This is a genomic window from Lysinibacillus sp. GbtcB16 (assembly GCF_019091145.1).
Lineage (GTDB): Bacteria > Bacillota > Bacilli > Bacillales_A > Planococcaceae > Lysinibacillus > Lysinibacillus fusiformis.
In genome coordinates, this window is record NZ_JAGXJV010000001.1 from 35,164 (window position 1) to 57,591 (window position 22,428).

General features: G+C 36.4%; 30 protein-coding genes. 28 read left to right on the forward strand and 2 right to left on the reverse strand.

Annotation, left to right across the window (positions count from 1 at the left end; genetic code table 11):
* Positions 1–2: 2 nt before the first annotated feature.
* The 28 genes from KVT27_RS00205 to KVT27_RS00335 all read left to right on the forward strand — a co-directional run bounded on the left by KVT27_RS00205 (position 3) and on the right by KVT27_RS00335 (position 21,730).
* The gene (locus KVT27_RS00205; RefSeq protein ID WP_217580403.1) at positions 3–470 is read left to right on the forward strand and encodes a hypothetical protein; all 468 of its coding nucleotides are present in this window, start codon (positions 3–5) and stop codon (positions 468–470) included.
* 119 nt (positions 471–589) lie between these two features.
* Positions 590–886: a hypothetical protein gene (locus KVT27_RS00210; RefSeq protein WP_217580405.1), complete on the forward strand. Its 297-nt coding sequence runs from the start codon at positions 590–592 to the stop codon at positions 884–886.
* Between the two features lie 243 nt (positions 887–1,129).
* Positions 1,130–1,291 (forward strand): hypothetical protein, encoded by a 162-nt coding sequence (locus KVT27_RS00215; protein ID WP_217580407.1) that lies wholly within the window; start codon positions 1,130–1,132, stop codon positions 1,289–1,291.
* A 4-nt stretch (positions 1,292–1,295) separates the two neighbouring features.
* The gene (locus tag KVT27_RS00220) at positions 1,296–1,631 is read left to right on the forward strand and encodes an HNH endonuclease (RefSeq protein WP_217580408.1); all 336 of its coding nucleotides are present in this window, start codon (positions 1,296–1,298) and stop codon (positions 1,629–1,631) included.
* A gap of 118 nt (positions 1,632–1,749) precedes the next feature.
* Positions 1,750–2,082: a P27 family phage terminase small subunit gene (locus tag KVT27_RS00225; RefSeq protein ID WP_217580410.1), complete on the forward strand. Its 333-nt coding sequence runs from the start codon at positions 1,750–1,752 to the stop codon at positions 2,080–2,082.
* Complete coding sequence (locus KVT27_RS00230) at positions 2,079–3,764, forward strand: terminase TerL endonuclease subunit (protein WP_217580412.1); 1,686 nt, start codon at positions 2,079–2,081, stop codon at positions 3,762–3,764. Before KVT27_RS00225 ends, KVT27_RS00230 begins: the two co-directional genes overlap by 4 nt.
* A gap of 15 nt (positions 3,765–3,779) precedes the next feature.
* A complete protein-coding gene (locus KVT27_RS00235; protein WP_217580414.1) occupies positions 3,780–4,928 on the forward strand; it encodes a phage portal protein in 1,149 nt (382 codons plus the stop codon).
* Complete coding sequence (locus tag KVT27_RS00240) at positions 4,925–5,686, forward strand: head maturation protease, ClpP-related (protein ID WP_217580417.1); 762 nt, start codon at positions 4,925–4,927, stop codon at positions 5,684–5,686. Before KVT27_RS00235 ends, KVT27_RS00240 begins: the two co-directional genes overlap by 4 nt.
* Positions 5,686–6,846 carry a phage major capsid protein gene (locus tag KVT27_RS00245; protein ID WP_217580418.1) on the forward strand — a complete coding sequence of 387 codons (1,161 nt, stop codon included), beginning with the start codon at positions 5,686–5,688 and terminating at the stop codon, positions 6,844–6,846. The genes KVT27_RS00240 and KVT27_RS00245 overlap by 1 nt, the downstream gene beginning before the upstream one ends.
* A gap of 33 nt (positions 6,847–6,879) precedes the next feature.
* Positions 6,880–7,071: a termination factor Rho gene (locus KVT27_RS00250; protein ID WP_217580419.1), complete on the forward strand. Its 192-nt coding sequence runs from the start codon at positions 6,880–6,882 to the stop codon at positions 7,069–7,071.
* Positions 7,071–7,370: a hypothetical protein gene (locus KVT27_RS00255; protein WP_217580420.1), complete on the forward strand. Its 300-nt coding sequence runs from the start codon at positions 7,071–7,073 to the stop codon at positions 7,368–7,370. The genes KVT27_RS00250 and KVT27_RS00255 overlap by 1 nt, the downstream gene beginning before the upstream one ends.
* Positions 7,357–7,722: a phage head closure protein gene (locus KVT27_RS00260; RefSeq protein ID WP_217580422.1), complete on the forward strand. Its 366-nt coding sequence runs from the start codon at positions 7,357–7,359 to the stop codon at positions 7,720–7,722. The genes KVT27_RS00255 and KVT27_RS00260 overlap by 14 nt, the downstream gene beginning before the upstream one ends.
* A gap of 1 nt (position 7,723) precedes the next feature.
* Positions 7,724–8,083, forward strand: a complete 360-nt coding sequence (locus KVT27_RS00265; protein ID WP_254636018.1) for an HK97 gp10 family phage protein — start codon at positions 7,724–7,726, stop codon at positions 8,081–8,083.
* Positions 8,080–8,397: a hypothetical protein gene (locus tag KVT27_RS00270; protein ID WP_217580424.1), complete on the forward strand. Its 318-nt coding sequence runs from the start codon at positions 8,080–8,082 to the stop codon at positions 8,395–8,397. The genes KVT27_RS00265 and KVT27_RS00270 overlap by 4 nt, the downstream gene beginning before the upstream one ends.
* Before the next feature lie 12 nt (positions 8,398–8,409).
* Positions 8,410–8,985, forward strand: a complete 576-nt coding sequence (locus tag KVT27_RS00275; protein WP_217580426.1) for a major tail protein — start codon at positions 8,410–8,412, stop codon at positions 8,983–8,985.
* 25 nt (positions 8,986–9,010) lie between these two features.
* Positions 9,011–9,361 (forward strand): hypothetical protein, encoded by a 351-nt coding sequence (locus KVT27_RS00280; RefSeq protein WP_089987102.1) that lies wholly within the window; start codon positions 9,011–9,013, stop codon positions 9,359–9,361.
* Between the two features lie 267 nt (positions 9,362–9,628).
* On the forward strand, positions 9,629–13,960 hold the full coding sequence (locus KVT27_RS00285) for a hypothetical protein (protein ID WP_217580428.1): 4,332 nt from the start codon (positions 9,629–9,631) through the stop codon (positions 13,958–13,960).
* Positions 13,961–13,971: 11 nt separating this feature from the next.
* Positions 13,972–14,859, forward strand: a complete 888-nt coding sequence (locus KVT27_RS00290) for a phage tail family protein (protein WP_217580430.1) — start codon at positions 13,972–13,974, stop codon at positions 14,857–14,859.
* A gap of 4 nt (positions 14,860–14,863) precedes the next feature.
* Complete coding sequence (locus KVT27_RS00295; RefSeq protein WP_217580431.1) at positions 14,864–16,000, forward strand: siphovirus ReqiPepy6 Gp37-like family protein; 1,137 nt, start codon at positions 14,864–14,866, stop codon at positions 15,998–16,000.
* A gap of 146 nt (positions 16,001–16,146) precedes the next feature.
* Entirely contained in the window at positions 16,147–18,108 is a 1,962-nt protein-coding gene (locus tag KVT27_RS00300; RefSeq protein WP_217580433.1) for a hypothetical protein, read from the forward strand.
* A 10-nt stretch (positions 18,109–18,118) separates the two neighbouring features.
* A complete protein-coding gene (locus KVT27_RS00305; RefSeq protein ID WP_217580435.1) occupies positions 18,119–18,475 on the forward strand; it encodes a hypothetical protein in 357 nt (118 codons plus the stop codon).
* Positions 18,475–18,603, forward strand: a complete 129-nt coding sequence (locus tag KVT27_RS26560) for a CD1375 family protein (protein ID WP_254636019.1) — start codon at positions 18,475–18,477, stop codon at positions 18,601–18,603. The genes KVT27_RS00305 and KVT27_RS26560 overlap by 1 nt, the downstream gene beginning before the upstream one ends.
* Before the next feature lie 103 nt (positions 18,604–18,706).
* Positions 18,707–19,000, forward strand: coding sequence for a hypothetical protein (locus KVT27_RS00310; protein ID WP_217580436.1), 294 nt, complete (start codon positions 18,707–18,709; stop codon positions 18,998–19,000).
* Positions 19,001–19,148: 148 nt separating this feature from the next.
* Entirely contained in the window at positions 19,149–19,346 is a 198-nt protein-coding gene (locus KVT27_RS00315) for a hemolysin XhlA family protein (protein WP_089987109.1), read from the forward strand.
* A gap of 1 nt (position 19,347) precedes the next feature.
* Positions 19,348–19,608 (forward strand): phage holin, encoded by a 261-nt coding sequence (locus KVT27_RS00320; protein ID WP_089987110.1) that lies wholly within the window; start codon positions 19,348–19,350, stop codon positions 19,606–19,608.
* Complete coding sequence (locus KVT27_RS00325) at positions 19,605–20,267, forward strand: M15 family metallopeptidase (protein WP_254636020.1); 663 nt, start codon at positions 19,605–19,607, stop codon at positions 20,265–20,267. The genes KVT27_RS00320 and KVT27_RS00325 overlap by 4 nt, the downstream gene beginning before the upstream one ends.
* 126 nt (positions 20,268–20,393) lie before the next feature.
* Positions 20,394–20,747 (forward strand): YhjD family protein, encoded by a 354-nt coding sequence (locus KVT27_RS00330; RefSeq protein WP_217580437.1) that lies wholly within the window; start codon positions 20,394–20,396, stop codon positions 20,745–20,747.
* Positions 20,748–20,824: 77 nt separating this feature from the next.
* Entirely contained in the window at positions 20,825–21,730 is a 906-nt protein-coding gene (locus tag KVT27_RS00335) for an ATP-dependent DNA ligase (protein WP_254636021.1), read from the forward strand.
* A 41-nt stretch (positions 21,731–21,771) separates the two neighbouring features.
* On the opposite strand, the gene KVT27_RS00340 is transcribed toward KVT27_RS00335, so the two are convergent.
* Together KVT27_RS00340 and KVT27_RS00345 are read right to left on the reverse strand one after the other, a co-directional pair.
* The gene (locus KVT27_RS00340; RefSeq protein ID WP_217580438.1) at positions 21,772–22,023 is read right to left on the reverse strand and encodes a helix-turn-helix transcriptional regulator; all 252 of its coding nucleotides are present in this window, start codon (positions 22,021–22,023) and stop codon (positions 21,772–21,774) included.
* Between the two features lie 218 nt (positions 22,024–22,241).
* Positions 22,242–22,382 (reverse strand): hypothetical protein, encoded by a 141-nt coding sequence (locus KVT27_RS00345; protein WP_158499497.1) that lies wholly within the window; start codon positions 22,380–22,382, stop codon positions 22,242–22,244.
* Positions 22,383–22,428: the final 46 nt, after the last annotated feature.

Genomic DNA, 22,428 nt, shown 5'->3' on the forward strand with positions numbered 1-22,428 from the left:
ATATGATTTTACTGGAAAATGTAATGATAGCAGTACTTGTGGCATTTTTACTTTTTTTACTTTTCAATTTTGTAAACGTTTATTCGTTTTGTAAAGATGTTATAACAGCTACCGTACTTTCTATAAATCTTCTCTATTTATTCCTAGTCATGCCATTCAAAGGTGTAAATGATATTCATAGGAATCGACATCGTGTAATGAAGACTATAAAAAAAGACCCAGAGATATCGGTACAAGACAGAGAAGTTATGAGAAAGATTTTAGACAGTAAGATAAAAATCTTTATTTTACTTTACAAAAACGGAGCATTTTCTTATAACGAACTGGTTTTAACTTTGGCTAGATGGTATCTAGATAAACCGTTCAAACTACGTGTTGCTCTTAAGATTAGATACAAAGTGAAAGACGCTTATGAGCAAGCTTATGTTACAAGCTTACAGCAAGAATTAAAAGAAGCTGTTTATGCTTAGGAAAATTATAAGTCATACCTTAAATAGGTATGGCTTTTTATAATTCCTTATATATTACTTATAATGACAATACGTTCCATTTATCCTATGATATAGGAAGATGGGAGGTGTCATGTTATATGAAAACTGTATTCCTTAGAAGATTCATGACTAGAAATTTTATATCTAGTGATAATCAAAGAAATTACGAGGTAGAGTTAAAATTAGATTTACAACAAGATGTAATCTTTAATAAAGAGGATAAAATAAAACATCATGCAATAGATGAAGAATATGTTGTAATTAATGAAATCAGATACAACTTAGATGAAAATATAAGGGAAGTATTGTTAAGTGCTAAAGGAGTAAAAGCGCGAACACAAGAGGAATTTTTATCCGAGGTACAACCTTATGAAGAAAAGGGTTGGTATAAGTAAATTACAGGTCACTCATTAAATTGAGTGGCTTTTTATTATGCCATTAAGTCCGATGGATGTATCAAATGGACTTTGCAAGTAGGACTAGGAATTGTGGAGGGCGAATAAATGACAATCTTTATATCACTATTATCTGCTTCATTAGGGTTATGCATTGGGATAATTGGCACCACTATATTTTACACAGTAGGATTACGCAAGGTTAGAAATGAATACAACTTTGTTAAGAAAGAGGGATGAACAATGGGAAGCGTTAGAGGAATCACAATTGAATTAGGATTCGATGACAAATCTAAATTAAAGCTACGAGCAATAGCCAAGCATGTTTGTGCATTTGCTAATAAGTTGGATGCGATTGTTGCAATGAATGATGATGAACCAACACAATTAGAAGGCAGCAACTAACTTCATGCAAGAATACAAATCACTCGAACAAAAGCGTAAGTTCTATGACAGCGGTGACTGGAAACATATTCGTTCTGAAGTAAAGAAACGCGACAACAATGAGTGTCAGGAATGCAAACGTAATGGTCTTGTTCGAATCGATGACGCTAACGAATTAAACAACGATGGCACACGAAAGAAGATACAACTCGTAGTCCATCACATTAAAGAACTAGAAGATCATCCTGACTTAGCACTCGACATAAACAATCTCGAAACACTTTGCGTTGATTGCCATAACCGCATACATGGTCGAGTATTCAGTAAACCAAACAAATGGCGAGATGATGAGAAATGGTAATCCCCCCCCGGGTAAAAGGTTTTGGGATTTTCTGAAACCTGGGCACCGGTGATGGGGTGTTCTGTCCAGATTTTTAAAGGTTATTATTTCCACGCGAGAGGGGGGAGGGGGTTAGGTTATGAATTTAGAAAATTTGAAGGTCCAGCTGATGAGTAGGATTGATACAAACGATTTACTCGAAGTGAAGAAAGTTGAGCGATATATCGAACTACTCAAACTTGATAAGCAATGTGATGAAGTACTCGAAAGAGATGGCTCAACTATTATTATAGAAAATGGTAAGCAACGTTTCATCAAGAGTCATCCAGCAATGACGGATAAAACGAAAATAAATACTCAATTAATTGCTTTGGAAAAATCATTTAACTTTGTAGATGAAGGGCTGCCCCCTGCTGCATCATCTGTGGAAGGCAAAAGCAAAGAAGAGTATTCGGAAGATGATTTAATTTGATTAGCAATAAGTATGTGGACGAATACATTCAACTTTATGAATCTGGACAAATCAAACTGAATAACGAACGGATCATGTTGATTGAATATTTGCGAGAGCATGTATTGAGTCGAGATGATTTATTTTTTGATGACGATATGATTGAAAAATGTATCCGATTCGGTGAAAAGTGGTATTTCCCCTTGCAGCCGTTTCAGAAGTTTTTAATCGCATTCGTCTTTTTATTTTTCAAAAAGAATGCCCGTGTATTTTACCGAAAGCATTTATGGATGCTTGGTCGTGGTGGTGGTAAGAATGGTTTGATTTCAGTTGTAACTCATTTCTTAATTGGACCGCATCACGGGATTAGAGAGTACAATGTTTCGATTGTTGCTAACAGCGAAGAACAAGCTAAGACTTCATTTGATGAAACCTACAATGTCATTGGTCGAAACAGCATATTAAAATCAATGTTCTATCGAACAAAAGAAAAGATTACGAGTAATAAAACGGACTCGATTTTAAAGTTTCGTACTTCCAATGGTGAAACAAAAGATGGTTTGCGTGATGGTGCCGTGGTATTCGATGAGATCCACCAATTTGAAAGTAATAAGGATGTTAGAGTCCACATTTCGGGGCTTGGTAAGAAGAAAAATCCACGTGAGTTTTACATCGGTACAGATGGTTATGTTCGTGATGGTTTCTTAGACAAGCAAAAAGAAAAAGCAATGAAGGTTTTAAGTGGTGAAGCTCGGCCAAATGCATTGTTCCCTTTCATTTGTAAGTTAGATGATGAAAAGGAAGTTGATGAAATTGAATGCTGGGAAAAGGCCAATCCAATGCTTTGTCACCCACGCAGTGATTACGCTCAAGGGTTATTCGATACGATTTTTGAAGAGTACGAGGACTTAGAAGACGATCCAACAAACCGTGAAGAGTTTATGACCAAGCGTATGAACTGCCCTGTGACCGATTTAGAGCGTTCTGTAGCTAAGTGGGAAGAAATACTAGCAACTAATCGAGAGATGCCGGATTTGCGTGGCAGAGAGGCTATAGGGGCAATCGATTTTGCTAGTATACGCGACTTCGCAGCATGCGGTTTGTTATTCCGTGAGAATGGTGATTACGTTTGGAAAACTCATTCTTATGCTCGTAAAGAATTTGTAGACAAATATTATAGTTATTCTAAAAAGCAAGATGCTGAAATGGCCGGAAAGCGTAAATTTGCACCTATTCGAGAATGGGAAGAGCAAGGCTTGCTATCAGTTGTGGAGGGCGAAACAATTGACCCGAAATTGGTTGTTGCATGGTTTGTTGAAATGCGAAATTACTACGAGATCAAAAAGGTAATAGGTGATAATTTCCGGATGGAAGTTTTAAAACCTTTGTTTGAAGCAGAAGGATTTGAAGTTGAGATTATTCGAAATCCAAGGGCCATCCACAGTTTACTGGCTCCACGAATAGAGCTTGCTTTTGCCAATCGTCAAATTATATTTGGGGACAATCCTCTAATGCGTTGGTATACAAACAATGTGCTAGTTGTCATCAAAAAAGATGGCAACAAAGAGTATCAGAAGAAGGAGCCTATAAGAAGAAAAACTGATGGCTTCCAAGCGTTTGTACATGCCATATATCGAGCTGATGAAGTGGCCGAAACGGATATAGGTAGCTCATTGGATGCACTTAACGCATTGAATTTCTAGAGAGGGGGTGAAAGCATGGGATGGTTACAGGATGTACTCAATAAAAATAAAGAAATTGGCATGATGTTTGATGAATTTGATTTCTTTGGTATTGAAACAAGCCAACGAGCTTATTTAAAAAAGATAGCTTTAGAAACCTGCATTAACTTTATTGGCAGGACTATTTCACAATCCGATTTTCGGTTTATGAAGGATGGTAAACGACAATTAGATGATTGGCATTATTTACTTAATATAAGGCCTAATACAGATCAAAGTGCTTCAGACTTCTGGCAAGATTTTGTTTATAAATTGCTTCATGAAAATGAAGTGTTGGTTATTCTAACTGACAATAATGATTTATTAATAGCAGATAGCTTTGATCGAATTGAGTATGCAATTTATCCAGACATTTTTAAAAGCGTGACAGTAAAGGATTACACATTCCAACGATCATTTAATATGGATGAAGTTATTCATATTACCTACAACAATGAAAAGCTAACAAAATTCATGAATGGCATGTTTGAAGATTATACAAACCTATTTAGCCGCATGATTGAAACCAATATGTTCGCAAATCAAATTCGTGCAACTGCTGAAATGGATTCCACTCAAAAACTTGATGATGAAAACAGAGGTAAGATGCAAGAATTCATAAATAAATTATTTGGTGCCTTTCGTAAAAATGCATTTGCAATTGTTCCAAAGTTAAAAGGATTCAACTACGAAGAGATTGCTGATGGTACCAATGGCGGTAAATCTGTAGAGGAACTAGCCAAGCTCAAACGTGATTTGATTGATGATGTGGCAAACATTTTAGGTATTCCTACATCATTGGTGCATGGTGATATGGCTGAGTTCGATACAGCAATCAAAGCATACATCAAGTTTTGCATAGCTCCATTAGTTAAGAAAATACAGGATGAACTTAATGCAAAATTAATTAATAAAAATGATTTTCTAAGTGGCTCCAAAATAGAGGTTAAGGGTGTTACAGAGACGAGTGTTATTGAAAACTCTGAAGCTGTAGATAAATTAGTTGCTTCTGGAGCATTTACAAGAAATGAGGTGCGCGAATTGTTTGGTGCTGAACGTTCTGATAATCCAGAGCTTAATGAGTTTGTTATTACAAAGAATTATCAATCTGCTGATTCCGTTGAAGGAGGTGAGAATAAAGAATGAGATTTTTACGTTTTAAAAATGAACAGTACAAAGATCAGTTAAAGAAAATTCCTCACAATTTTGCTGTGTCACACGATGAGGAAAAGGGAGAATCAACTTTAACTGTGTATGGCGTTATTGGTGATTCATGGTGGGATGATTCTACATCTGCAAATGATGTTGATAAAGCCATTGCACTAGCTGGCTCAAATGATTTAGTGATTCATTTAAATAGTCCAGGCGGGGATGCCTTTGATGGTATTGCAATTTACAATCGTTTAATGAATCATAAATCAAAACACGGAGCCAAGGTAACCATTCATGTTGATGGTTGGGCATGTTCAGCTGCATCTGTAATTGCGATGGCAGCAGATGAATTAATCATGGGTATTGGTGCTATGTTAATGATTCATGAAGCGAGTAACATCGTTTGGGGTACTAAATCGGAGATGCGAAAAGAAGCTGATCTATTAGAGAAGCTTGAAGATGGCATTATCGATGCATACATGACCAAAGCAAATGTTGAACGTGATGAAATTAGACGAATGGTTGATGAAGAAACTTGGTTTAGTGGAAGTGAAGCATTGGGAATAGGCTTTGCCACTTCTACTGCTTCATCTGTGGAAGACAAAGATGACGAAGTTACTCAATTAAAGGCTCAAATGAATGCAATGCAAAACGAATTAAATCAATACAAAAGTAAACAATCAGAACCGAAAGTACCTGTTAATAAAAAACACGGTGCTTTTTTTGATTTCAATAATAGGGGGAATAAATAATGACAATGAAACTTAAAGGTACATTAGAAAACTTTGAAGCAAAAAAACAAAACTATATGAATTTAGTGAAAGCAGAAGATACAACACCTGAACAATTATCAAATGCTTTCGATGAGATGTTTACAGCACTACAAGGTGATTTAACAGACAAAATCACAACAGATGCACGTAATGAAGCACACGATGCTCAAATTTTAGCTGCACGAGGTCAAAATGTTTTAACATCTGAAGAACGCAAATTCTTCAATGCCGTTGTACTAGAAGGCGGATTTAAAGAAGATACAATCTTACCAATTACAACACAAGAACGTGTATTTGAAGACTTAGTTACAGAACATCCATTGCTTACTGTAATTGGTTTGCAAGATTTAGGAGCAATTACACGTTTTATTTATTCTGATCCAACTAAAACATATGCATGGGGAGCTTTATTTGGAGAAATTAAAGGTCAAGTTAACACAGCGTTCCGCGAAGAACAGATTGGCCAATTAAAACTAACAGCTTTTGCAGCTATTCCAAAAGATATGTTAGAGCTTGGACCTGAATATGTTGAACGTTATGTACGAGAATTATTAGTAGAATCATATTCTGTAGGTTTAGAGTACGGTTTAGTTAATGGCCGTGGTCCAGCACAAAACGAACCAATTGGTTTAATGAAAAATGTTGATTCTTCCACAGGTGCAGTTACTGATAAAACTTCTTCAGGTACTTTAACATTTGCACCATCTGAATTCGGGCAGGTTGTAGCTGGGGAATTGCATGATGTAATCAAAGCGTTATCTAAAGATGCAAAAGACAAGTCACGTAAAGTGTTAAATAAAATTGTAATGTTAGTGAATCCAATCGATGCAATCTCTGTTCAAGCTCGAAATACAATTCAAACATCTAACGGCCAATGGGTAACAGCTTTACCATACAACATTCAAGTTGTTGAATCTGAAGAAATCCCAGAGAAGAAAGCACTATTCTTTGTAAAAGGTGCTTACTTAGCTGCAATTGCTGGTGGCTACAAATTAAACAAGTTTGATCAAACTTTAGCCATTGAAGATGCAATGCTTTATACAATTAAACAATTTGCAAATGGTAAGCCAAAAGACAACAAAACAGCTTTACTTTATGACTTAGATATTCAATTCAATACATCAGTGCCGACTCCTTAATTTTAGGGAGTCTGTACTTTTAGGAGGGATTAAATGACTCACAAAGTAGTTAGTCGATTCAAGGAAACTAGACATGATGGCCATATCTATGAGGTCGGTGATAATTATCCTGTGGAGGGCAAGAAAGCGACTAAAGCACGACTGGATGAATTATCGACTACAAAGAATAAATATCAAAAAATCTTCATTGAGGAAATCACAGAAACTCCTAAAGATAAGGAGTGATGAATGTGGATGTTATTACACAAGAAATCGTAGATGAATTCAAACTTCGAATGCGTTTAAGTGATGATGAAGACGACAATTTGAAGCGTATCTTAAAAGCGTCTCACGATGATCTACAACGCATTTGCGGTGATTATGATATAAACACTCATGAAGTCTTTAAAGAGCTTGTATTCGAGCGTTCTCGCTATGTTTATAACGATGCGCTTGAATATTTCCACACTAATTTTTTGACGCAGCTTAACAATTTGAATATTGCTAAGGCACTTGAAAGTAGTGAAGTTGATGAAACAGTTTAAGTACAACGAAAATAATCATTCTGGCTTGTACCGTCATCGTATTTCAATCTGTAAAAGAATTTTAACTAAAGATGCATTATTACAAGAAATCGAAACGTTTGAGGACTATGGACGCTATTGGGCCATGATCAAAACGCTAAAAGGTAGCGAAATAATGGGGGCCGGAAGAGAGCAAACGAAGGTAGAAAAACGTTTTGTAATTAAGTATGCAAAATCATTAGATGAATTTATTAATACTGAGAATACTTCTTTCGTAATAGTGCAAAACGAAATTGTTTACGATGTTAAGAGTGCTATCAACGATGATGATATGAATATTACTATCACAATCGTTGCAGAAGGGCGGTCATAGCATGGCTATCAATATAAACGATCTTGCTGCTGAAATACACCGTACTCTAGCAAACTATGCTCATGGTGTTGGGGAAGATATAGAGAAGGTTGCTGAGAAAGTAGCAAAAAAAGGTGCACAGCAACTAAAAGCTCGTTCTCCAGTTGGAGCGAGACATCGTTATGCAAAAGGTTGGCGAGCTAAAAAGATAGGCAAACAATGGGTCGTCCACAATACTGAATATCAACTTACTCATTTACTTGAAAAAGGGCATGCGAAGGTTGGTGGTGGCCGTGTGCCAGCAAAAGTGCATATTGCACCTGTCGAAGAGGAAATGATTACTGAATTTATACAAGGTGTTGAGGGGGCGATCAGAGGATGACGTTACCTGAACTAGGTCAACAGTTAAAAGCACTTGGCTATCCAGTCGCTTACTCACATTTTAAATCAGCACAGGAACCTCCCTTCATCTGTTACTTAGTTGTGGACGGTGATACATTTAGTGCTGACAATAAAGTATTATCAAAAATCACTTATGTTGATATTGAACTTTATGTAAACATTAAAGATTTAGCTGCAGAAAAGAAAATAGAAGATATGCTAAATGAAAACGAACTCCCTTGGTCTTACGATGAACTATTCATCAGAGACGAGGGAGTTTTCAAATGCACATATTCAATTATTTTAATTAATTAGGAGGTCATTTAGATGGCAGAAAACAAAGTGCGTTTTGGTTTAAAGAACGTTCATTATGCAGTTGCTACTGAAGCAGCTGATGGAAAATTAACTTTTGGTACACCGGAGAGATATCCTGGAGCAGTTTCATTAAGTTTAGAACCACGCGGGGAAACATCAGAATTCTACGCTGATGACCGTGTATATTATGCAACTACAGTAAATAACGGTTACGAAGGCACATATGAAGCTGCTGAACTACCATTGAAATTCCGTACAGATGTATTGGGTGATCAGTTAGACGAAACATCAGGGATTCTGACAGAAACAACTAACTCGAAGCCAAAAACAATTGCCTTGATGTTTGAGTTTGATGGAGATGTGAAAGCAACGCGCCATGTATTGTACAACGTCACTGTTAGTCGCCCTGGTACTTCAAGTGAGACGAAAACAGAGACTACGGAACCTACTACACAAGAATTATCGTTCATTGCTGCACCAACTATAGATGGAGTAGTTAAACGATCTACGACAGGTACAACAACGCCTGCAGTATATGATGCTTGGTATACAAATGTATTTGAACCAACAGAAGTACCAACACCTTAATAATTGAACTGTGGAGGGCAAATAGATGGAAATCACATTAACGATTGATGATCAATCAGTTAAATTTAAATCAAGTGGCGCTGTTCCTAAACGATACAAGATGCAATTTGGCCGAGATTTTTTTAAGGATCTTATTGGCATGGGTATTGTAAATAAAGATTACAGCGATTTACATGAAAACGATCAGTTAGAAGCTATCAAACAAATCGACTTTGATATGTTCTATGATATTGCTTGGACACTGGCTAAAACAGCAGATGAGAAAATTCCTGATCCAATGACTTGGTTAGATTCCTTTGAGACATTCCCAATTGTGGACATTGTAGCTGAACTACAAGATATTTTAGCAGCAACTATTTCTTCTAAAAAAAACTAGATATTGATAAAGGGGGTACGTCATCGGAGCCAATTTCAACCGAAACGTACCTTATTTTATGTCATGAATGTAAACTATCTCACGATGATTTAGAAACAATGACAATTGGCATGGTACTTGATTATATAGATGAATATCTTGAAACGAAAAATCCAAATAAAAAAGAAAAGAAAACTGTACGTAAAGCAGCACAAGCAGATTTCGATTCGTTTTAGCACTTGTCTTTTGGCAGGTGTTTTTTATTTGTTCAAAAGGTAGGTGAGGGTAATGGCGAATAATCGGATAAAAGGTATTACTATTGAATTAAATGGTGATACAACGGGGCTAACAGATGCTTTAAAAGACGTTAATAAAGAAAGTGGAAAAGTTACTAATGAATTAAAAGAAGTTGAACGTGCTTTAAAATTTGATCCAGGTAATGCGGAATTAATCTCGCAAAAACAGCAGCTTTTAGCAGAACAAATTCAAAACACTAGTCAAAAATTAGATGTGCTAAGAACTGCTCAATCTCAAGTTGAAGCACAGTTTAGAAATGGAGAAATAGGTGCTGAACAGTACAGGGCTTTTCAACGAGAGCTAGCAACTACTGAAGCCCAGATGCAACAATACAATGCTCAAATGGCTAATACTGCTAATGAACAAGATCGATTAGCACGCACTACAAGAGAATTGTCCTCATTCTTTGAAGCTACTGGCACAGATGTTAACCAATTCGCAGACTTGTTAGGCACACGTTTAACAAGTGCGATTAGAGATGGTTCGGCAACTACTGATCAGATGAATCGTGCTCTACGGTTAATGGGTCAGCATGCATTAGGTGCTGGTGCAGATATTGACCAAATGAGACAGGCACTTAGACGAGCTGCTGAAGGTGCTAATCTTGAGACCGTGAGACAAGATTTAGCAAGAATCACACAAGAAGCAAATCAAGCAGAGGAAGCTGTAAATGGTTTTGGCCAAGAATTATCAGGTGTCGTTGCAGGATTAGCAGCGGGTGGAGGAATTGCTGGAACCATTCAACAAGCTTTAGATGTTTCTAAACTAAACACTAATATAGATATTTCTATGAATCTAAACGAAGATGATCAAAAAATGGTACGTCAATCAATTATGGAAGTCACCTCAGCAATTGGTGACGAAGAAGCAGCCTATGAAGGTGTACGTAGACAAATCACACTTAATAAAGAAGCGTCTATGGAAACTAACCAAGAGATACTAAAAGGCGCAGCTATGATTTCAGGTGCTTATAAAGAAATCGACTTTAAAGAATTAATTCAAGAATCATTTGAAATAGGTAAAGAATTAAAAATATCACAAAAAGAAGCTTTAGCATTAACTAATCAATTGTTGTCAGTTGGATTTCCAACTGAACAGCTTGACATCATAGCAGAATATGGAGGGCAACTTCAAAGAGCAGGGTTTGATGCAAAGCAAGTTCAAGGAATCATGGCTGCAGGTGTAGAAACTGGAACTTGGAACATAGATAATCTCCTTGATGGATTAAAGGAAGGTCGTATTAAAGCTGCTGAAATGGGTGCTGGATTATCAACTTCAATGGTTGATGCTTTACAAATTATTGGCGCATCAGAAGAACAATTTAGACTTTGGGGCGTGGCAATTGCGCAAGGTGGCGAAAAAGGAAACAAAGCATTTCAGGATATGACTCAATACTTAATGAATGTGGAAGATGACGTTGCTCGAAACGTACTTGGCGTGGAACTATTCGGTACAATGTGGGAAGATCAGGGAGAGAATATTGCTGCGACTATCCTTAATATGAATAATCATATGCAATCAGCAGATGATATGCAAAAGAGATTAAATGATGATATTGCAAAAATCAATGCTGATCCTGCTTATACGTTATCAACAGCTATGGGTAATCTCAAAGAAGCGCTCGCTCCATTATTAACTGACATTGCACAATTAATTGCTAAAATTGCAGATTGGGTATCAAATAATGCTGGATTAGCCTCGGCAATTGTGGCTATTGTAACCGTAATAGGTATACTTGTAGGAGTATTTGCTGCATTAATGCCGGCTATTGGTGGTCTTGTCACCGCATGGCCTATTTTAGCAGCGATAATTGGAGCGATAGCATCTCCGATTACTTTAGTAGTGGCTGCAATAGTAGGTCTAGGTATTGCCCTTGTAGCAGCGTATCATAATTCAGAAACATTTAGAGAAAACGTAAATAAAGTATTCCAAGCAATAAGGGATGTTGCAGTCACTGTATTTGAAACAGTGGCTTCTTTTATTGGCGAAAAAATAGCTCAAATAAAGCAGTTTTGGGATGAGAACGGCACTCAAATTTTAAAGGCAGTAGAGAATGTATTTAATGGCATTAAGGCCGTTATCGAGTTTGTCATGCCTGCTGTAAAGTTTGTAATTGAAACAGTGTGGAATGCCATTAAACAGGTGATAGATGGTGCCTTAAATATCATCATGGGTGCTATTAAAGTATTTAGCGGTTTGTTTACAGGTGACTTCAGTAAGATGTGGGAAGGTGTTAAACAAATCTTTAAAGGAGCCATCGATTTAGTTGTTGGATGGATGACTTTATCATTCTTTGGTGGTATTAAAACGATCGTAATGAATCTCGCTAAAACAGGTGTAAATATCCTAAAAAGCATGTGGGATGACATCGCAAGATTCTTTACTTCTATGGGGTCAAAAGTGTCTTCCACAGTTTCTAATTTCTCTTCAGCCGTATTGAATTTCTTTAAGAATTTAGCCACTAACACAGGCAGCACCATTTCAAATATGGTTACATCAGTCATTAATTTTGTGAAGAATTTGGCAACCAATTTTGTGAATATCATTTCAAATATGAAAACCAATGTCATAAACAAAATGAATGAAATTAAGGATGGACTAATTAACAAAATTAAATCATTGCCTGAACAATTTACTGGAATAGGTAAGGATATAATTAACGGTCTTATTAAAGGTATATCAGCCATGACAGCAAATGCAATTGAATCAATTACAGGTGTTGTGGATGGCGTAGTTAGTACAGCTAAAAAGTTACTTGGTATTCATTCACCATCAAGGGTATTCAAACAAATAGGATTGTGGACAGGTGAAGGACTCGTAATTGGTTTAGATAGCTCTGCTCCAGAAGTTAATAAGGCGATGGAGAATATCGGTAATGGCATCCTTGCAGTCTCGCAGTCATATCAAAAGGAATACTTGAATTTGATTGATGAATTCAACAAGAAAAACGAGGATAAAAATGATAAAACGTTAGAGAAGATTTACAAAATACAGAGTAATGCAGCTAAGAAAAAACGAGCATTGACGCAAAAAGAAAAGCAAGATATTGCATTGTTAGAAGCTTCATACAGAGATAATAAAATGAAATCAGAAGTTGAATTTCAAAAGAAATATAAAGCTTTAGTTGAGAAATCGGAAAAAGAATATCTTGAGGTCATCAAAAAATTTATTGATGATAAAAAATCATTAGATGAAATGTCTGTGGTTCAAGAAGCCGCGATTTGGGAGCAATCAATAGAGTTATTTGCTGAAGGGTCGAAAGAACGTATTTCAGCTCAAAAGGAATATCAAAAGGCTGTAGAAACGGTAAACAAAGAAATATTAGCAATTAACCAAGACTATCAATCTCAAATGCAAAAAATAAATGATGATCTGATAAAACAAGAAAATGATTTAACAAAAGCTTATGAAGACGCGTTTACTAAGCGACAATCTTCTTTGATGTCATTCGCTGGATTGTTTGATGAGTTTAAAATAGAAATTAAAAATAGTGGTACTGAATTACTTGGTAATTTACAGTCTCAAGTTGATGGATTCAAGTTATGGCAGGAAGAATTCGCAAAGCTTTCATCACGTAATATAGATGCAGATTTATTAGCAGAATTAAGTGATCTAGGTGTTAAGGCATTACCAGAGCTAATGGCACTTAATCAACTTACAAACGAACAATTGACGCAATACAGTTCCCTTTATCAAGAAAAATCCGCATTAGCTAGACAGCAAACAGAAAAAGAGTTAGCAGGAATGAAGGAAGATACAGACAAACAAATCATTGCTTTACGTGAAGTTGCTTCAAAACAACTGGATAAGTTAAAAACGGAGTGGAGTTTAAAAATAAAGAGTATTACAAGTGCCACTTCCAGCGAATTATCATCGCTACAACAAATTGGAGTAGATGCCGGCCAAGGACTGCTCAATGGTTTAGCAAGCATGGAGGGGCCATTGGTTTCTAAGGCTCAACAAATTGCTAATGCTATTTCAGCCACTATTCAGCAAGCCCTAGATATCCATAGTCCAAGCCGCGTAATGAAAGGTTTCGGTATGAACATCGGACAAGGTTTAATTATAGGTATGGATGAAATGATTCATAAGGTTGCTCAATCTTCACAACGGTTATCAGATGCCGTGAGTAATGTACATGAATCACTTGCTAGTAATCGTGCCAAATCACAGGCAAATGCAAACACAATTTCATCTTCTACAACTACGATAGACAACCGAAAAACATTTGCGCCAGTGATTCATAATCATGGGGGAGCGAATGACAATAGTAGAGCATCAGAAAAAATGCTCAAACGATTAGCGTTCCAATTGAATTATTAGGAGGTGGCGACTTGATTGTAAAAACATTAAAGGCGACTAATCGTAATGGCGACTCGGTTATATTCGGTCGTCATTTTCGTTTAATTGAAGGTTTTGATCTAAGTAATTTAACAGCAGCCGTTAATTATTCGTCTTCCACAATGGATGGAGCCACTTACCAAAATTCTCGTTTGGAAGTACGTGATTTTGATTTAGCTTTTTTCATCTATAACGATTACCAAGATAAATGGTGGGTGGAAGAAAGGCGTAGGGAATTATTTAAGGTTTTTAATCCAAAGCAAAATCCTATTCGATTAGATTTTGAAACAAAAGGCGGAGAATCCTACTATGTAAATGCGAATGCAGAAGGTACACCTAGCCTTCCACAAGGATTTGAAAATGATAACAGGGCATGGCAAAAAGGGTTAATACAATTCACTTGTGATGATCCTTTTATCTACTCAACCTTAGAAACAGTTGAAGAAGTAGCGTCTTGGATACCTGCATTTGAGTTTCCTCTTGAGATTGTGGAGGGCGGTATTGAAATGGGTTATCGTAATCCATCTTTAATCAAAAATGTGCCTAATGATGGTGATAATGAAACAGGAATGATTATAGAATTTAAAGCCCTTGCTAGCCTATCAAAACCATCATTAATTAATGTAAATACCTATGAAACTTTCAAGCTCAACACGGATATGATTGGCGGAGATGTTATAAGAGTCAATACAATGACAGGTCAGAAATCTGTTATCTTGATTCGTAATAATGTTCAAACAAACATTTTTAATAAAGTGGATTTGCTTTCTAAGTTCCTGCAGTTAGCGCCTGGAGATAATCTTTTTCGGTATGATGCTGCATCCGGTATCGACAATTTAGAAGTACGTATGAAATTTAGAGATCGTTTTGTGGGAGTGTGATGTAATGCAAGATATTGAATTATATATATTTGATATTAATTTTAATAGGCTAGCAACAATCGATGTTTACGAAGAAGTAGAATTTCAGTCGAAGTATTATGCTCACTCCCTTTGTTTATTAACTGTGGAAGGCAATAGAAAAAACGCTGAATTACTACTTGTTAACGAAAATGAATTATCAAAAGAGCTACGGATCCTTGTACGTTCGGATGATCTAAACAGAGGGTATATCATTGAAACTGCTGAATTTGAGGATGAAGAAAAAACAATGATTAAAGTTATTGCCTATTCTCTAAGTATTTTTACAAGTTGGCGATGGATTATTACACAACAACGTTTTCAAGGAAACATAGAGGATGTACTTAAAGAATTTGTACGAATTAATTGTATCAATACAGCTAGTCCAACACGTATCATCCCAAATTTGGTTTTAGGTATAAATGAAGGAATAAATACTTCAGCAGATGAATCGTACACGCAAAAAGTATTAGATACTGCTCTTTGGGAAATGTGTGAAAAAAATGAAGTATCATTTGAAATTCTAATGAATCATGAAGCAAAAAAATATGTGTTTAGCACATTCAAAGGTGTAGATCGTAGTGCTGAACAGCAAAATAATCCGCATGTCATTTTTGCTAAAGAGTTTGAAAATATCATATCCCAATCCTATACGGATGATAAAAGTAATTATAAATCAACTGCGTATGTGGCTGGTGAAGGAGAAGAAAACGACAGAACAATTGTAGAGGTTGGAGAGACTTTCAGCGGATTTAATCGCAGGGAAGTCTTTTTTGATGCTCGAGATCTGCAAAGTGAATATAACAAAGACGGAGAAACAGTAATTATTCCACAAAATGAATATATAGACTTGCTAAAAGAAAGAGGAAACAATCGAAAGCAAGATTATCAACGTATTCGAACGTTTGAAAGTGAAGCAAATCTCCATTCGCAATATAAGTTTAATGTGGATTATTTTCTTGGTGATGTCATTACAAATCGAAATGATGAGTTAGGAATAGTCATGCATCAACGAATTGTAGGAGTGAAAGAAGTATTTAATCGCGAAGGATATACGCTGAATTTAGAGTATGGAACAGCGATTCCAACATTACTAGACAAAATAAAAAGGGAGGTAAAATAGTGGCTATTACAAGTGGATTTCATAATAGTATCAACGGCGACCGTAAATACGGCGCTGATTTTTTTGCACTTTTTTTCGGTACATTAATCGCCAATGGGGTATTTCCTAATCCAAGTACAGGATTACAGGTAACTGCAAATTCAAACATGACCACATCAGTAAAGGCAGGTAAAGGATGGATTAATGGTTACTTTATAGTCAATGATGGAGATTATGTATTGAAGCATGACAACGCAGATGGTTTATTAAAACGTATCGATCGTGTAGTCATGAAACTTAATCATGTTAAACGTGAAATTGAAGTTTTAATTAAGAAAGGTACATTTGCGAGTAGTCCAGTTGCACCAACACTACAACGAGATGCGGATGCTTATGAGTTGGCCTTAGCAGACGTACTAATCAACAATGGGGCTACTCAAATTACCCAGTCTAATATCACTGACCAACGATTAAATAGTACTCTTTGTGGTATCGTACATGGCACAGTCAATCAAGTGGATACTACAACTATATTTAATCAGTACCAATCTTGGTTTAATGATATAAAAGGGAGCGTTGCTGGTGAATTAGACATTTGGAAAGATGCTCAAGAACAAGAATTTTTAACGTGGTTTGAATCCATTAAGGATATTTTAGATGGTGATGTTGCTGGAAATCTAGCATCTAGAATAGCGAGTTTAGAGCAGGGGCTCGCTAATCATATAGCTGATGTTTCACATATAAAGTGGATTGAAACCGTAGGAGGTACAGCAAACGCATTAACTGCTACTGATACCGAAATTACAAGTTATAAAAATGGCTTGGCTGTTTCATTCCCTGCTACCTCCAACAGTACAGCAGCAATGACATTAAATATAAATGGATTAGGTGTTATTCCTATTAAGAAAGCTAATGGCGCAGCATTTAGTAACGCAAAGGTTAATGGTGTTTATACTGTTCGTTATCGTGCAGGGGCTTTTATCTTACAGGGTGAAGGGGGGTCTGGAAACGCACAACCTAGCGACGTGCGAAAAGACAAGACATTTACAAATGACAACGGGGAACAGGTCGGAACACTCGTTGCCTACGGTGTTAATGAGCAAATGCCAATAGATAAATTACAATGCGATCTTGTGAATACGACAATCACAATAGTACTTGGCGATTTGACAGATGTCAGCACGTTTTATCCCGAAAAATCTATACATTACGATTATAATAATTTGCAATATCACGCCATAGGCTTAGGAGGGCATAAAAAATTTAGTTGGGCGGGCGGGATAATGGGGTCACTACCACTTAGCGCAACGTCTTACGTGTTTGCGTTTGATGAAGAACATGGTTTTATATACCTTATGTATACTGGTACTACAGTAGCAAAAGTAAACGTGAAAACTCTAGCGGTAATATGGGAAACGCCACAGTATAGCGGACTAAACGCGGCGTCCGCGGCTCACATACCTAACAATCAAGGGGTTGCTATTGCCGTTAGTGCCACTAATACCTTCCAGTGTACAGGTTACAACAAAGATGGTCAGCAAAAATGGAGGCTAAACTATAACGCGTACTTAGGCGCTCACAGGGCTATGTGTGCAGATAGAGCGGGTGATATATACCTTGCGGCACAAAACACCGAGACTAATGTTACATCGCTATATAAAATAAGCGGAACGACGGGCGCGGTAATAGTAGGTCCTGTATCTATTTATACTGGTTATTACAGCGCACATAGAATGATGGTAGACGAAACTAGCGGTCGACTTGTTATATTGCTTACTGACGGTAACCTTAGGTCGTATAGAACGTCAGATTTAGCTATTGTATTCACTATGCCAAACGCACAATTAACGTCGGGTGGTGTGTCACTTGATATAGACAAAAAAGGCAATGTGTATATTGGTGTTAGGGGCGGTAGCGTTAATTTGTACGGCGTTATAACGCCCGGGGTAGCAAAGTTTAGCCCTACACTTTCTTATATGTGGCGAATGGGTAACACGGTCACGAATTACCCAAACGATATTTCCATAGCGGTAGACAAAGACCCAAGTAAAGAATATCCGGATTTCGTTATAGCGTTGCCGAAAGCTAGTACAATACGATACAAACAAACAATAACAGTGAAATCTTAGGAGGTAAACAATGCCAGTACTATTTTTAAACCCAATGAATCCAAACGAAACAATAGTTCAACGCATAGCCTATGACACGACAGGATGGACAGAGGAAGATTTACGAGGTGGTATCGTGGTCGATTCCATTCCCGAACCCGAAAACAACGGCAAAATAGCCACGTTACACATTAACAAGGACACGAAAGAAATGTGGTACGAGTATGAAGAAGTGCCGAAGTCTGAGATTGAGATTTTACGAGATGAAAACCGTGATTTGAAGATAGCATTAGCTGAGTCGGTGGAAGCGCAGCAACAAGATAAGATAGAAAATCAATTGGCTATAGCTGAACTAGTAGAAACGCTAACAACTAAGGGGGTTTTATAATGGCTAAACTATATTGGGATTTAATTAAAATGAACTTGCGAACAGTTGACCAGGTGCCGATGTTGTGGCGAGAAGCTGTACAAGCATTGCTCGATAATGAAAAACAAGTAGACGCAGCATTAAGCTAGCGTTATTTTTTATGTCAAAAAGTTATTAAGTAGTTACTTCTAAATCTGCCGATAATAGTTTGGAGAGAGGCAATATGATGTCAGGTATGAGGAGTTGATTACGGTGGAGCAGGAATTTAAAATAGGGAAACATTTACTAGGTAAATTGAATTCATTTGAAGTTGAGGTAGCAAAGGAATTTTATCGAAAACTTGATTTAGAGGAAAAGGATATAGATTTAAAAAATGTTTATCTACCAATAATCAATAAGGTGGTAGAAGAACTTATTGATCCAGCACGAAATAAAGACCTAATGAAACAAACAGTGCATTGTTTACAAGTTGAATATGAACAATATTATAATAATCCTTATTGGATAAGTGATATCAAGATTAATGTTCGTTTTATTTTTTTATAAATTACTTATCAAAAAAGCGGTGTTTTCAAAATCCCAAGCGATTGGGAATAAGCCTTCCACAGATGATTGTGGAGGGCTATTTTTATACAACAAGACCTAAGCAATGCACTGTGCCGAGCAGTGCTATTTTTATTTGTGAGGTGTTGACATGGAGCAACGAATGGAAAGATTAGAAACTGATATGACCGATGTGAAAACACGTCTTGCCGTAGCTGAATCAAATATCAAGGAAATTCGAGAGGATTTAGGTGGGATTAAAGACAATACAACATGGATATTGAGATTGTTAATTGGCGGTCTCGCAAGTGCAGTATTGGCTTTTATTATTAAAGGAGGACTGATGTAATATGAAAATCAACTGGAAAGTACGTTTACAACATAAACAATTTTGGGTGTCATTAATTGCATTATTACTAGTGCTCGCTAATCAAACAGCGGGCATTTTTAATGTAGATATTACAATTTACAATGCACAAATCACAGCCATTTCAGAGACTGTGTTAAGCATTTTAGGTTTACTTGGTATTATTATCGACCCTACTACAAAAGGTACCTCAGACAGCGAGCAAGCATTGAATTATGACAAGCCGAAGGGTGATGTGAAATGACAAGCATTACAACAACCTGTCGAGAGATTTCTGAACTATTACCAGCTGCACAATCAGCATGTAGATTGTTGTTCCAAGAGTGCTTTAAAGCAGGTATTAAGAACGTCTTTATTACTGAAACATATCGCTCACAGGAACGACAGAAGTACCTTTATGCACAGGGGAGAACTCGACCAGGGCAGATTGTTACTTGGACACTAGACAGTAACCATAAGTCACGCTTAGCGTGGGATATTGCTGTTGGTCCTCCACAGGCTTTATATGATATGGCAACCCTAAGTCGAGTAGGCGCTATTGCACGTAAGCTAGGCATCACATGGGGTGGAGATTGGCTAGGTAATATTGATCGTCCTCACTTTGAGGTTAAACCAAATTGGATTATGCCAAAAGGGTACAAAATCGAAGGGCAAGTAATTATTCCAACTAATAGTAAATACCAAGTGCAATTAACTGTGGAAGGCAATACAACTAAACCAATCGTAAAGGATGATGATAAAATGTTATTCACTAATGACACAACGAAGGCTGCTGTACGTGACTACATTAAACAATCAGTGGATAAAAAGAAAATTGATAAGTCGTGGCTTGATAAATTCGACCAAGGTACGATGACAAGTGGTGATTTTGAGGGATTAAAAATTATAATCTCCCAACGATAAAACAAATGCCTGTTACCTAAAATGGTAATGGGCTTTTTTTATTTCCACAAATTTATGCTTGTCAAAACGAAAACATTTGTTCTAAAATGATACAAACGAATGTTCTTATCGAGGGGAAGAAGTTGTATGCTGAAACCTGAACAAAGAAGACTATTTCATAAATTTTTGATTCTAGAAATGGCAGTTCAATCATTGCAACGTGACTTTCCTGTAATTGAAAATTTGAAAATGAGTAAAGTTTATTTACCCATCCTTGAAAGATTACTAAATGACATATCCCAAGATTACTACAATTCAAAAAGGATATTGGCAAAAGACAAAATAAGATTAGTAAAAGTAGAAAAGATAGACGAATATTTTAGTGATGTTCATATAGCTACAGCTGGTAATGATGTTGTATTACGCTACGCTAATATGGCTTTGAAAACACAAGTAGAAAAGTTACTAAATCAACAATTAAACCAACAAATTCAAACCTAATTACCACTCGTTCCTTGATTTACATGTATTTTTGTCTTAATTACCATGAGATAATGGTACATGAGGGGGAATAGGAAATGTTATTTACTCCAATTAAACCAATGTTACTTCATATGGGCAACAATAACGAAATAGTAGATGATATAAGTTGGCTTTATGAAATTAAATGGGATGGCTGGCGCATCCTTTTGCATAAAAAATACGATAGTGTAGAGGCATATACTCGTCATGGTAATAATGTTACTGCCAAATTCCCTGAACTACATTCAGTTGGAAAATCAATTAAGGAAGATATAGCAATCATTGACTGTGAAGGCGTTGTATTGAGAAATGGTTTATCAGTATTTGATGATTTCAATTATAGAGGGAGACTTTCAAATAAAGATAAAATCAATCAGGCTACTCTAACGCATCCTGCCACTTTTATTGCATTTGATGTATTGGCTACTGACAGCAATCAGACAAACAAACCTTTGATAGAACGGAAAGACATATTGAAATCAATAGTAGAGCCATCGGATAATTTATTAATTACACCTTCGGTTATAGGAAATGGTAGTAATGCCTTTGAGATAACAAAAGAAAAAGGTATGGAAGGTATTATAGGTAAGCGAAGTAATTCCGTATACAAAACTAACCATCGTTCAAAAGATTGGTTAAAATACAAACATTTTAAACTTATGGATGTTGTCATTTTAGGATATAAAGAGAATCCGTTCACAATGATAGTAGGAGTTAATTTATCGAATGGCAAGTATAGACCTGTTGCAAGCGTAGAGTTTGGCTTTAAACCAGAAGAAAAAACAGCATTCAGAGAAATTGCAAAACAGATTATAAGCAAAGTGGAACGTGACTTGATTTGGCTAGAACCATTACTACATTGCAAAGTTCAATATTTAGAAAGAACTGCTTCAGGATCTTTACGAATAGTATCATTTAAGGGTTTTGATTTTGACAATGTTCTTGAACCAACAAACAAATAACCAGGCGCTCATTTTGTATTGAGTACCTGGTCATTTTTTGTTTATTCATCATACGGTCTGTATTTAGCATTCAATTCTTTGGCTGCTTCTTTTCTAGCTTCCACATCTTCACGTAAAAACATTCGATCGCGTGGTAACTCTTTGATAGGATTTAGCTTTCCTCGTTTTACAAGTGAATTTAAGGACTGCCTAGAAATTTGCAGTTCCTCCAACACTTCTGATGATGTTAGGATCTCTGTTTGAACTAATTTTATAAATTCTTCTTTGCTATTGAAAGAGTAGTTTTTCGACATTGGATGATACCACCTAGTTTTATTATTTTTTCCTCATTGTAACAACTGTGGCGCCAATAATTAAGAGTGCTGCCACTGTGAGAATTAAAGTTAAAGTCGTCATGAAAATCACTTCTCCTTTTTCAATTTGATTGTATAACATCTGCAAATCATTTATATTTAGTGTGAAGGCTAAGGGTGCTAGCCTTAACCTTCGTTTTTAAATTTTGTTTTGGACGCTACTTCTTTGAAGTGGTGTCTTTTTCTTTTTCATCAAGCGCTTTCGCTTTCTGGTTGTTTAACTTTGCTGTTTGGAAGTTAATGATTGCGATTGCTAAGTTGACGAAGGCTGTGATTGCTACTACTCTTTCAAGTTCCATTGTTGTTACCTCCTTTCTATATTCTTATTATACTATACCTACATAC

What these genes read in the sequence shown, in the direction of transcription:
- KVT27_RS00205 (WP_217580403.1), top strand. Translation starts at nt 3, where the DNA reads ATGATTTTACTGGAAAATGTAATGATAGCAGTACTTGTGGCATTTTTA.
- KVT27_RS00210 (WP_217580405.1), top strand. Translation starts at nt 590, where the DNA reads ATGAAAACTGTATTCCTTAGAAGATTCATGACTAGAAATTTTATATCT.
- KVT27_RS00215 (WP_217580407.1), top strand. Translation starts at nt 1,130, where the DNA reads ATGGGAAGCGTTAGAGGAATCACAATTGAATTAGGATTCGATGACAAA.
- KVT27_RS00220 (WP_217580408.1), top strand. Translation starts at nt 1,296, where the DNA reads ATGCAAGAATACAAATCACTCGAACAAAAGCGTAAGTTCTATGACAGC.
- KVT27_RS00225 (WP_217580410.1), top strand. Translation starts at nt 1,750, where the DNA reads ATGAATTTAGAAAATTTGAAGGTCCAGCTGATGAGTAGGATTGATACA.
- KVT27_RS00235 (WP_217580414.1), top strand. Translation starts at nt 3,780, where the DNA reads ATGGGATGGTTACAGGATGTACTCAATAAAAATAAAGAAATTGGCATG.
- KVT27_RS00240 (WP_217580417.1), top strand. Translation starts at nt 4,925, where the DNA reads ATGAGATTTTTACGTTTTAAAAATGAACAGTACAAAGATCAGTTAAAG.
- KVT27_RS00245 (WP_217580418.1), top strand. Translation starts at nt 5,686, where the DNA reads ATGACAATGAAACTTAAAGGTACATTAGAAAACTTTGAAGCAAAAAAA.
- KVT27_RS00250 (WP_217580419.1), top strand. Translation starts at nt 6,880, where the DNA reads ATGACTCACAAAGTAGTTAGTCGATTCAAGGAAACTAGACATGATGGC.
- KVT27_RS00255 (WP_217580420.1), top strand. Translation starts at nt 7,071, where the DNA reads ATGAATGTGGATGTTATTACACAAGAAATCGTAGATGAATTCAAACTT.
- KVT27_RS00260 (WP_217580422.1), top strand. Translation starts at nt 7,357, where the DNA reads ATGAAACAGTTTAAGTACAACGAAAATAATCATTCTGGCTTGTACCGT.
- KVT27_RS00265 (WP_254636018.1), top strand. Translation starts at nt 7,724, where the DNA reads ATGGCTATCAATATAAACGATCTTGCTGCTGAAATACACCGTACTCTA.
- KVT27_RS00270 (WP_217580424.1), top strand. Translation starts at nt 8,080, where the DNA reads ATGACGTTACCTGAACTAGGTCAACAGTTAAAAGCACTTGGCTATCCA.
- KVT27_RS00275 (WP_217580426.1), top strand. Translation starts at nt 8,410, where the DNA reads ATGGCAGAAAACAAAGTGCGTTTTGGTTTAAAGAACGTTCATTATGCA.
- KVT27_RS00280 (WP_089987102.1), top strand. Translation starts at nt 9,011, where the DNA reads ATGGAAATCACATTAACGATTGATGATCAATCAGTTAAATTTAAATCA.
- KVT27_RS00285 (WP_217580428.1), top strand. Translation starts at nt 9,629, where the DNA reads ATGGCGAATAATCGGATAAAAGGTATTACTATTGAATTAAATGGTGAT.
- KVT27_RS00295 (WP_217580431.1), top strand. Translation starts at nt 14,864, where the DNA reads ATGCAAGATATTGAATTATATATATTTGATATTAATTTTAATAGGCTA.
- KVT27_RS00300 (WP_217580433.1), top strand. Translation starts at nt 16,147, where the DNA reads ATGACCACATCAGTAAAGGCAGGTAAAGGATGGATTAATGGTTACTTT.
- KVT27_RS00305 (WP_217580435.1), top strand. Translation starts at nt 18,119, where the DNA reads ATGCCAGTACTATTTTTAAACCCAATGAATCCAAACGAAACAATAGTT.
- KVT27_RS26560 (WP_254636019.1), top strand. Translation starts at nt 18,475, where the DNA reads ATGGCTAAACTATATTGGGATTTAATTAAAATGAACTTGCGAACAGTT.
- KVT27_RS00315 (WP_089987109.1), top strand. Translation starts at nt 19,149, where the DNA reads ATGGAGCAACGAATGGAAAGATTAGAAACTGATATGACCGATGTGAAA.
- KVT27_RS00320 (WP_089987110.1), top strand. Translation starts at nt 19,348, where the DNA reads ATGAAAATCAACTGGAAAGTACGTTTACAACATAAACAATTTTGGGTG.
- KVT27_RS00325 (WP_254636020.1), top strand. Translation starts at nt 19,605, where the DNA reads ATGACAAGCATTACAACAACCTGTCGAGAGATTTCTGAACTATTACCA.
- KVT27_RS00330 (WP_217580437.1), top strand. Translation starts at nt 20,394, where the DNA reads ATGCTGAAACCTGAACAAAGAAGACTATTTCATAAATTTTTGATTCTA.
- KVT27_RS00335 (WP_254636021.1), top strand. Translation starts at nt 20,825, where the DNA reads ATGTTATTTACTCCAATTAAACCAATGTTACTTCATATGGGCAACAAT.
- KVT27_RS00340 (WP_217580438.1), bottom strand. Translation starts at nt 22,023, where the DNA reads ATGTCGAAAAACTACTCTTTCAATAGCAAAGAAGAATTTATAAAATTA.
- KVT27_RS00345 (WP_158499497.1), bottom strand. Translation starts at nt 22,382, where the DNA reads ATGGAACTTGAAAGAGTAGTAGCAATCACAGCCTTCGTCAACTTAGCA.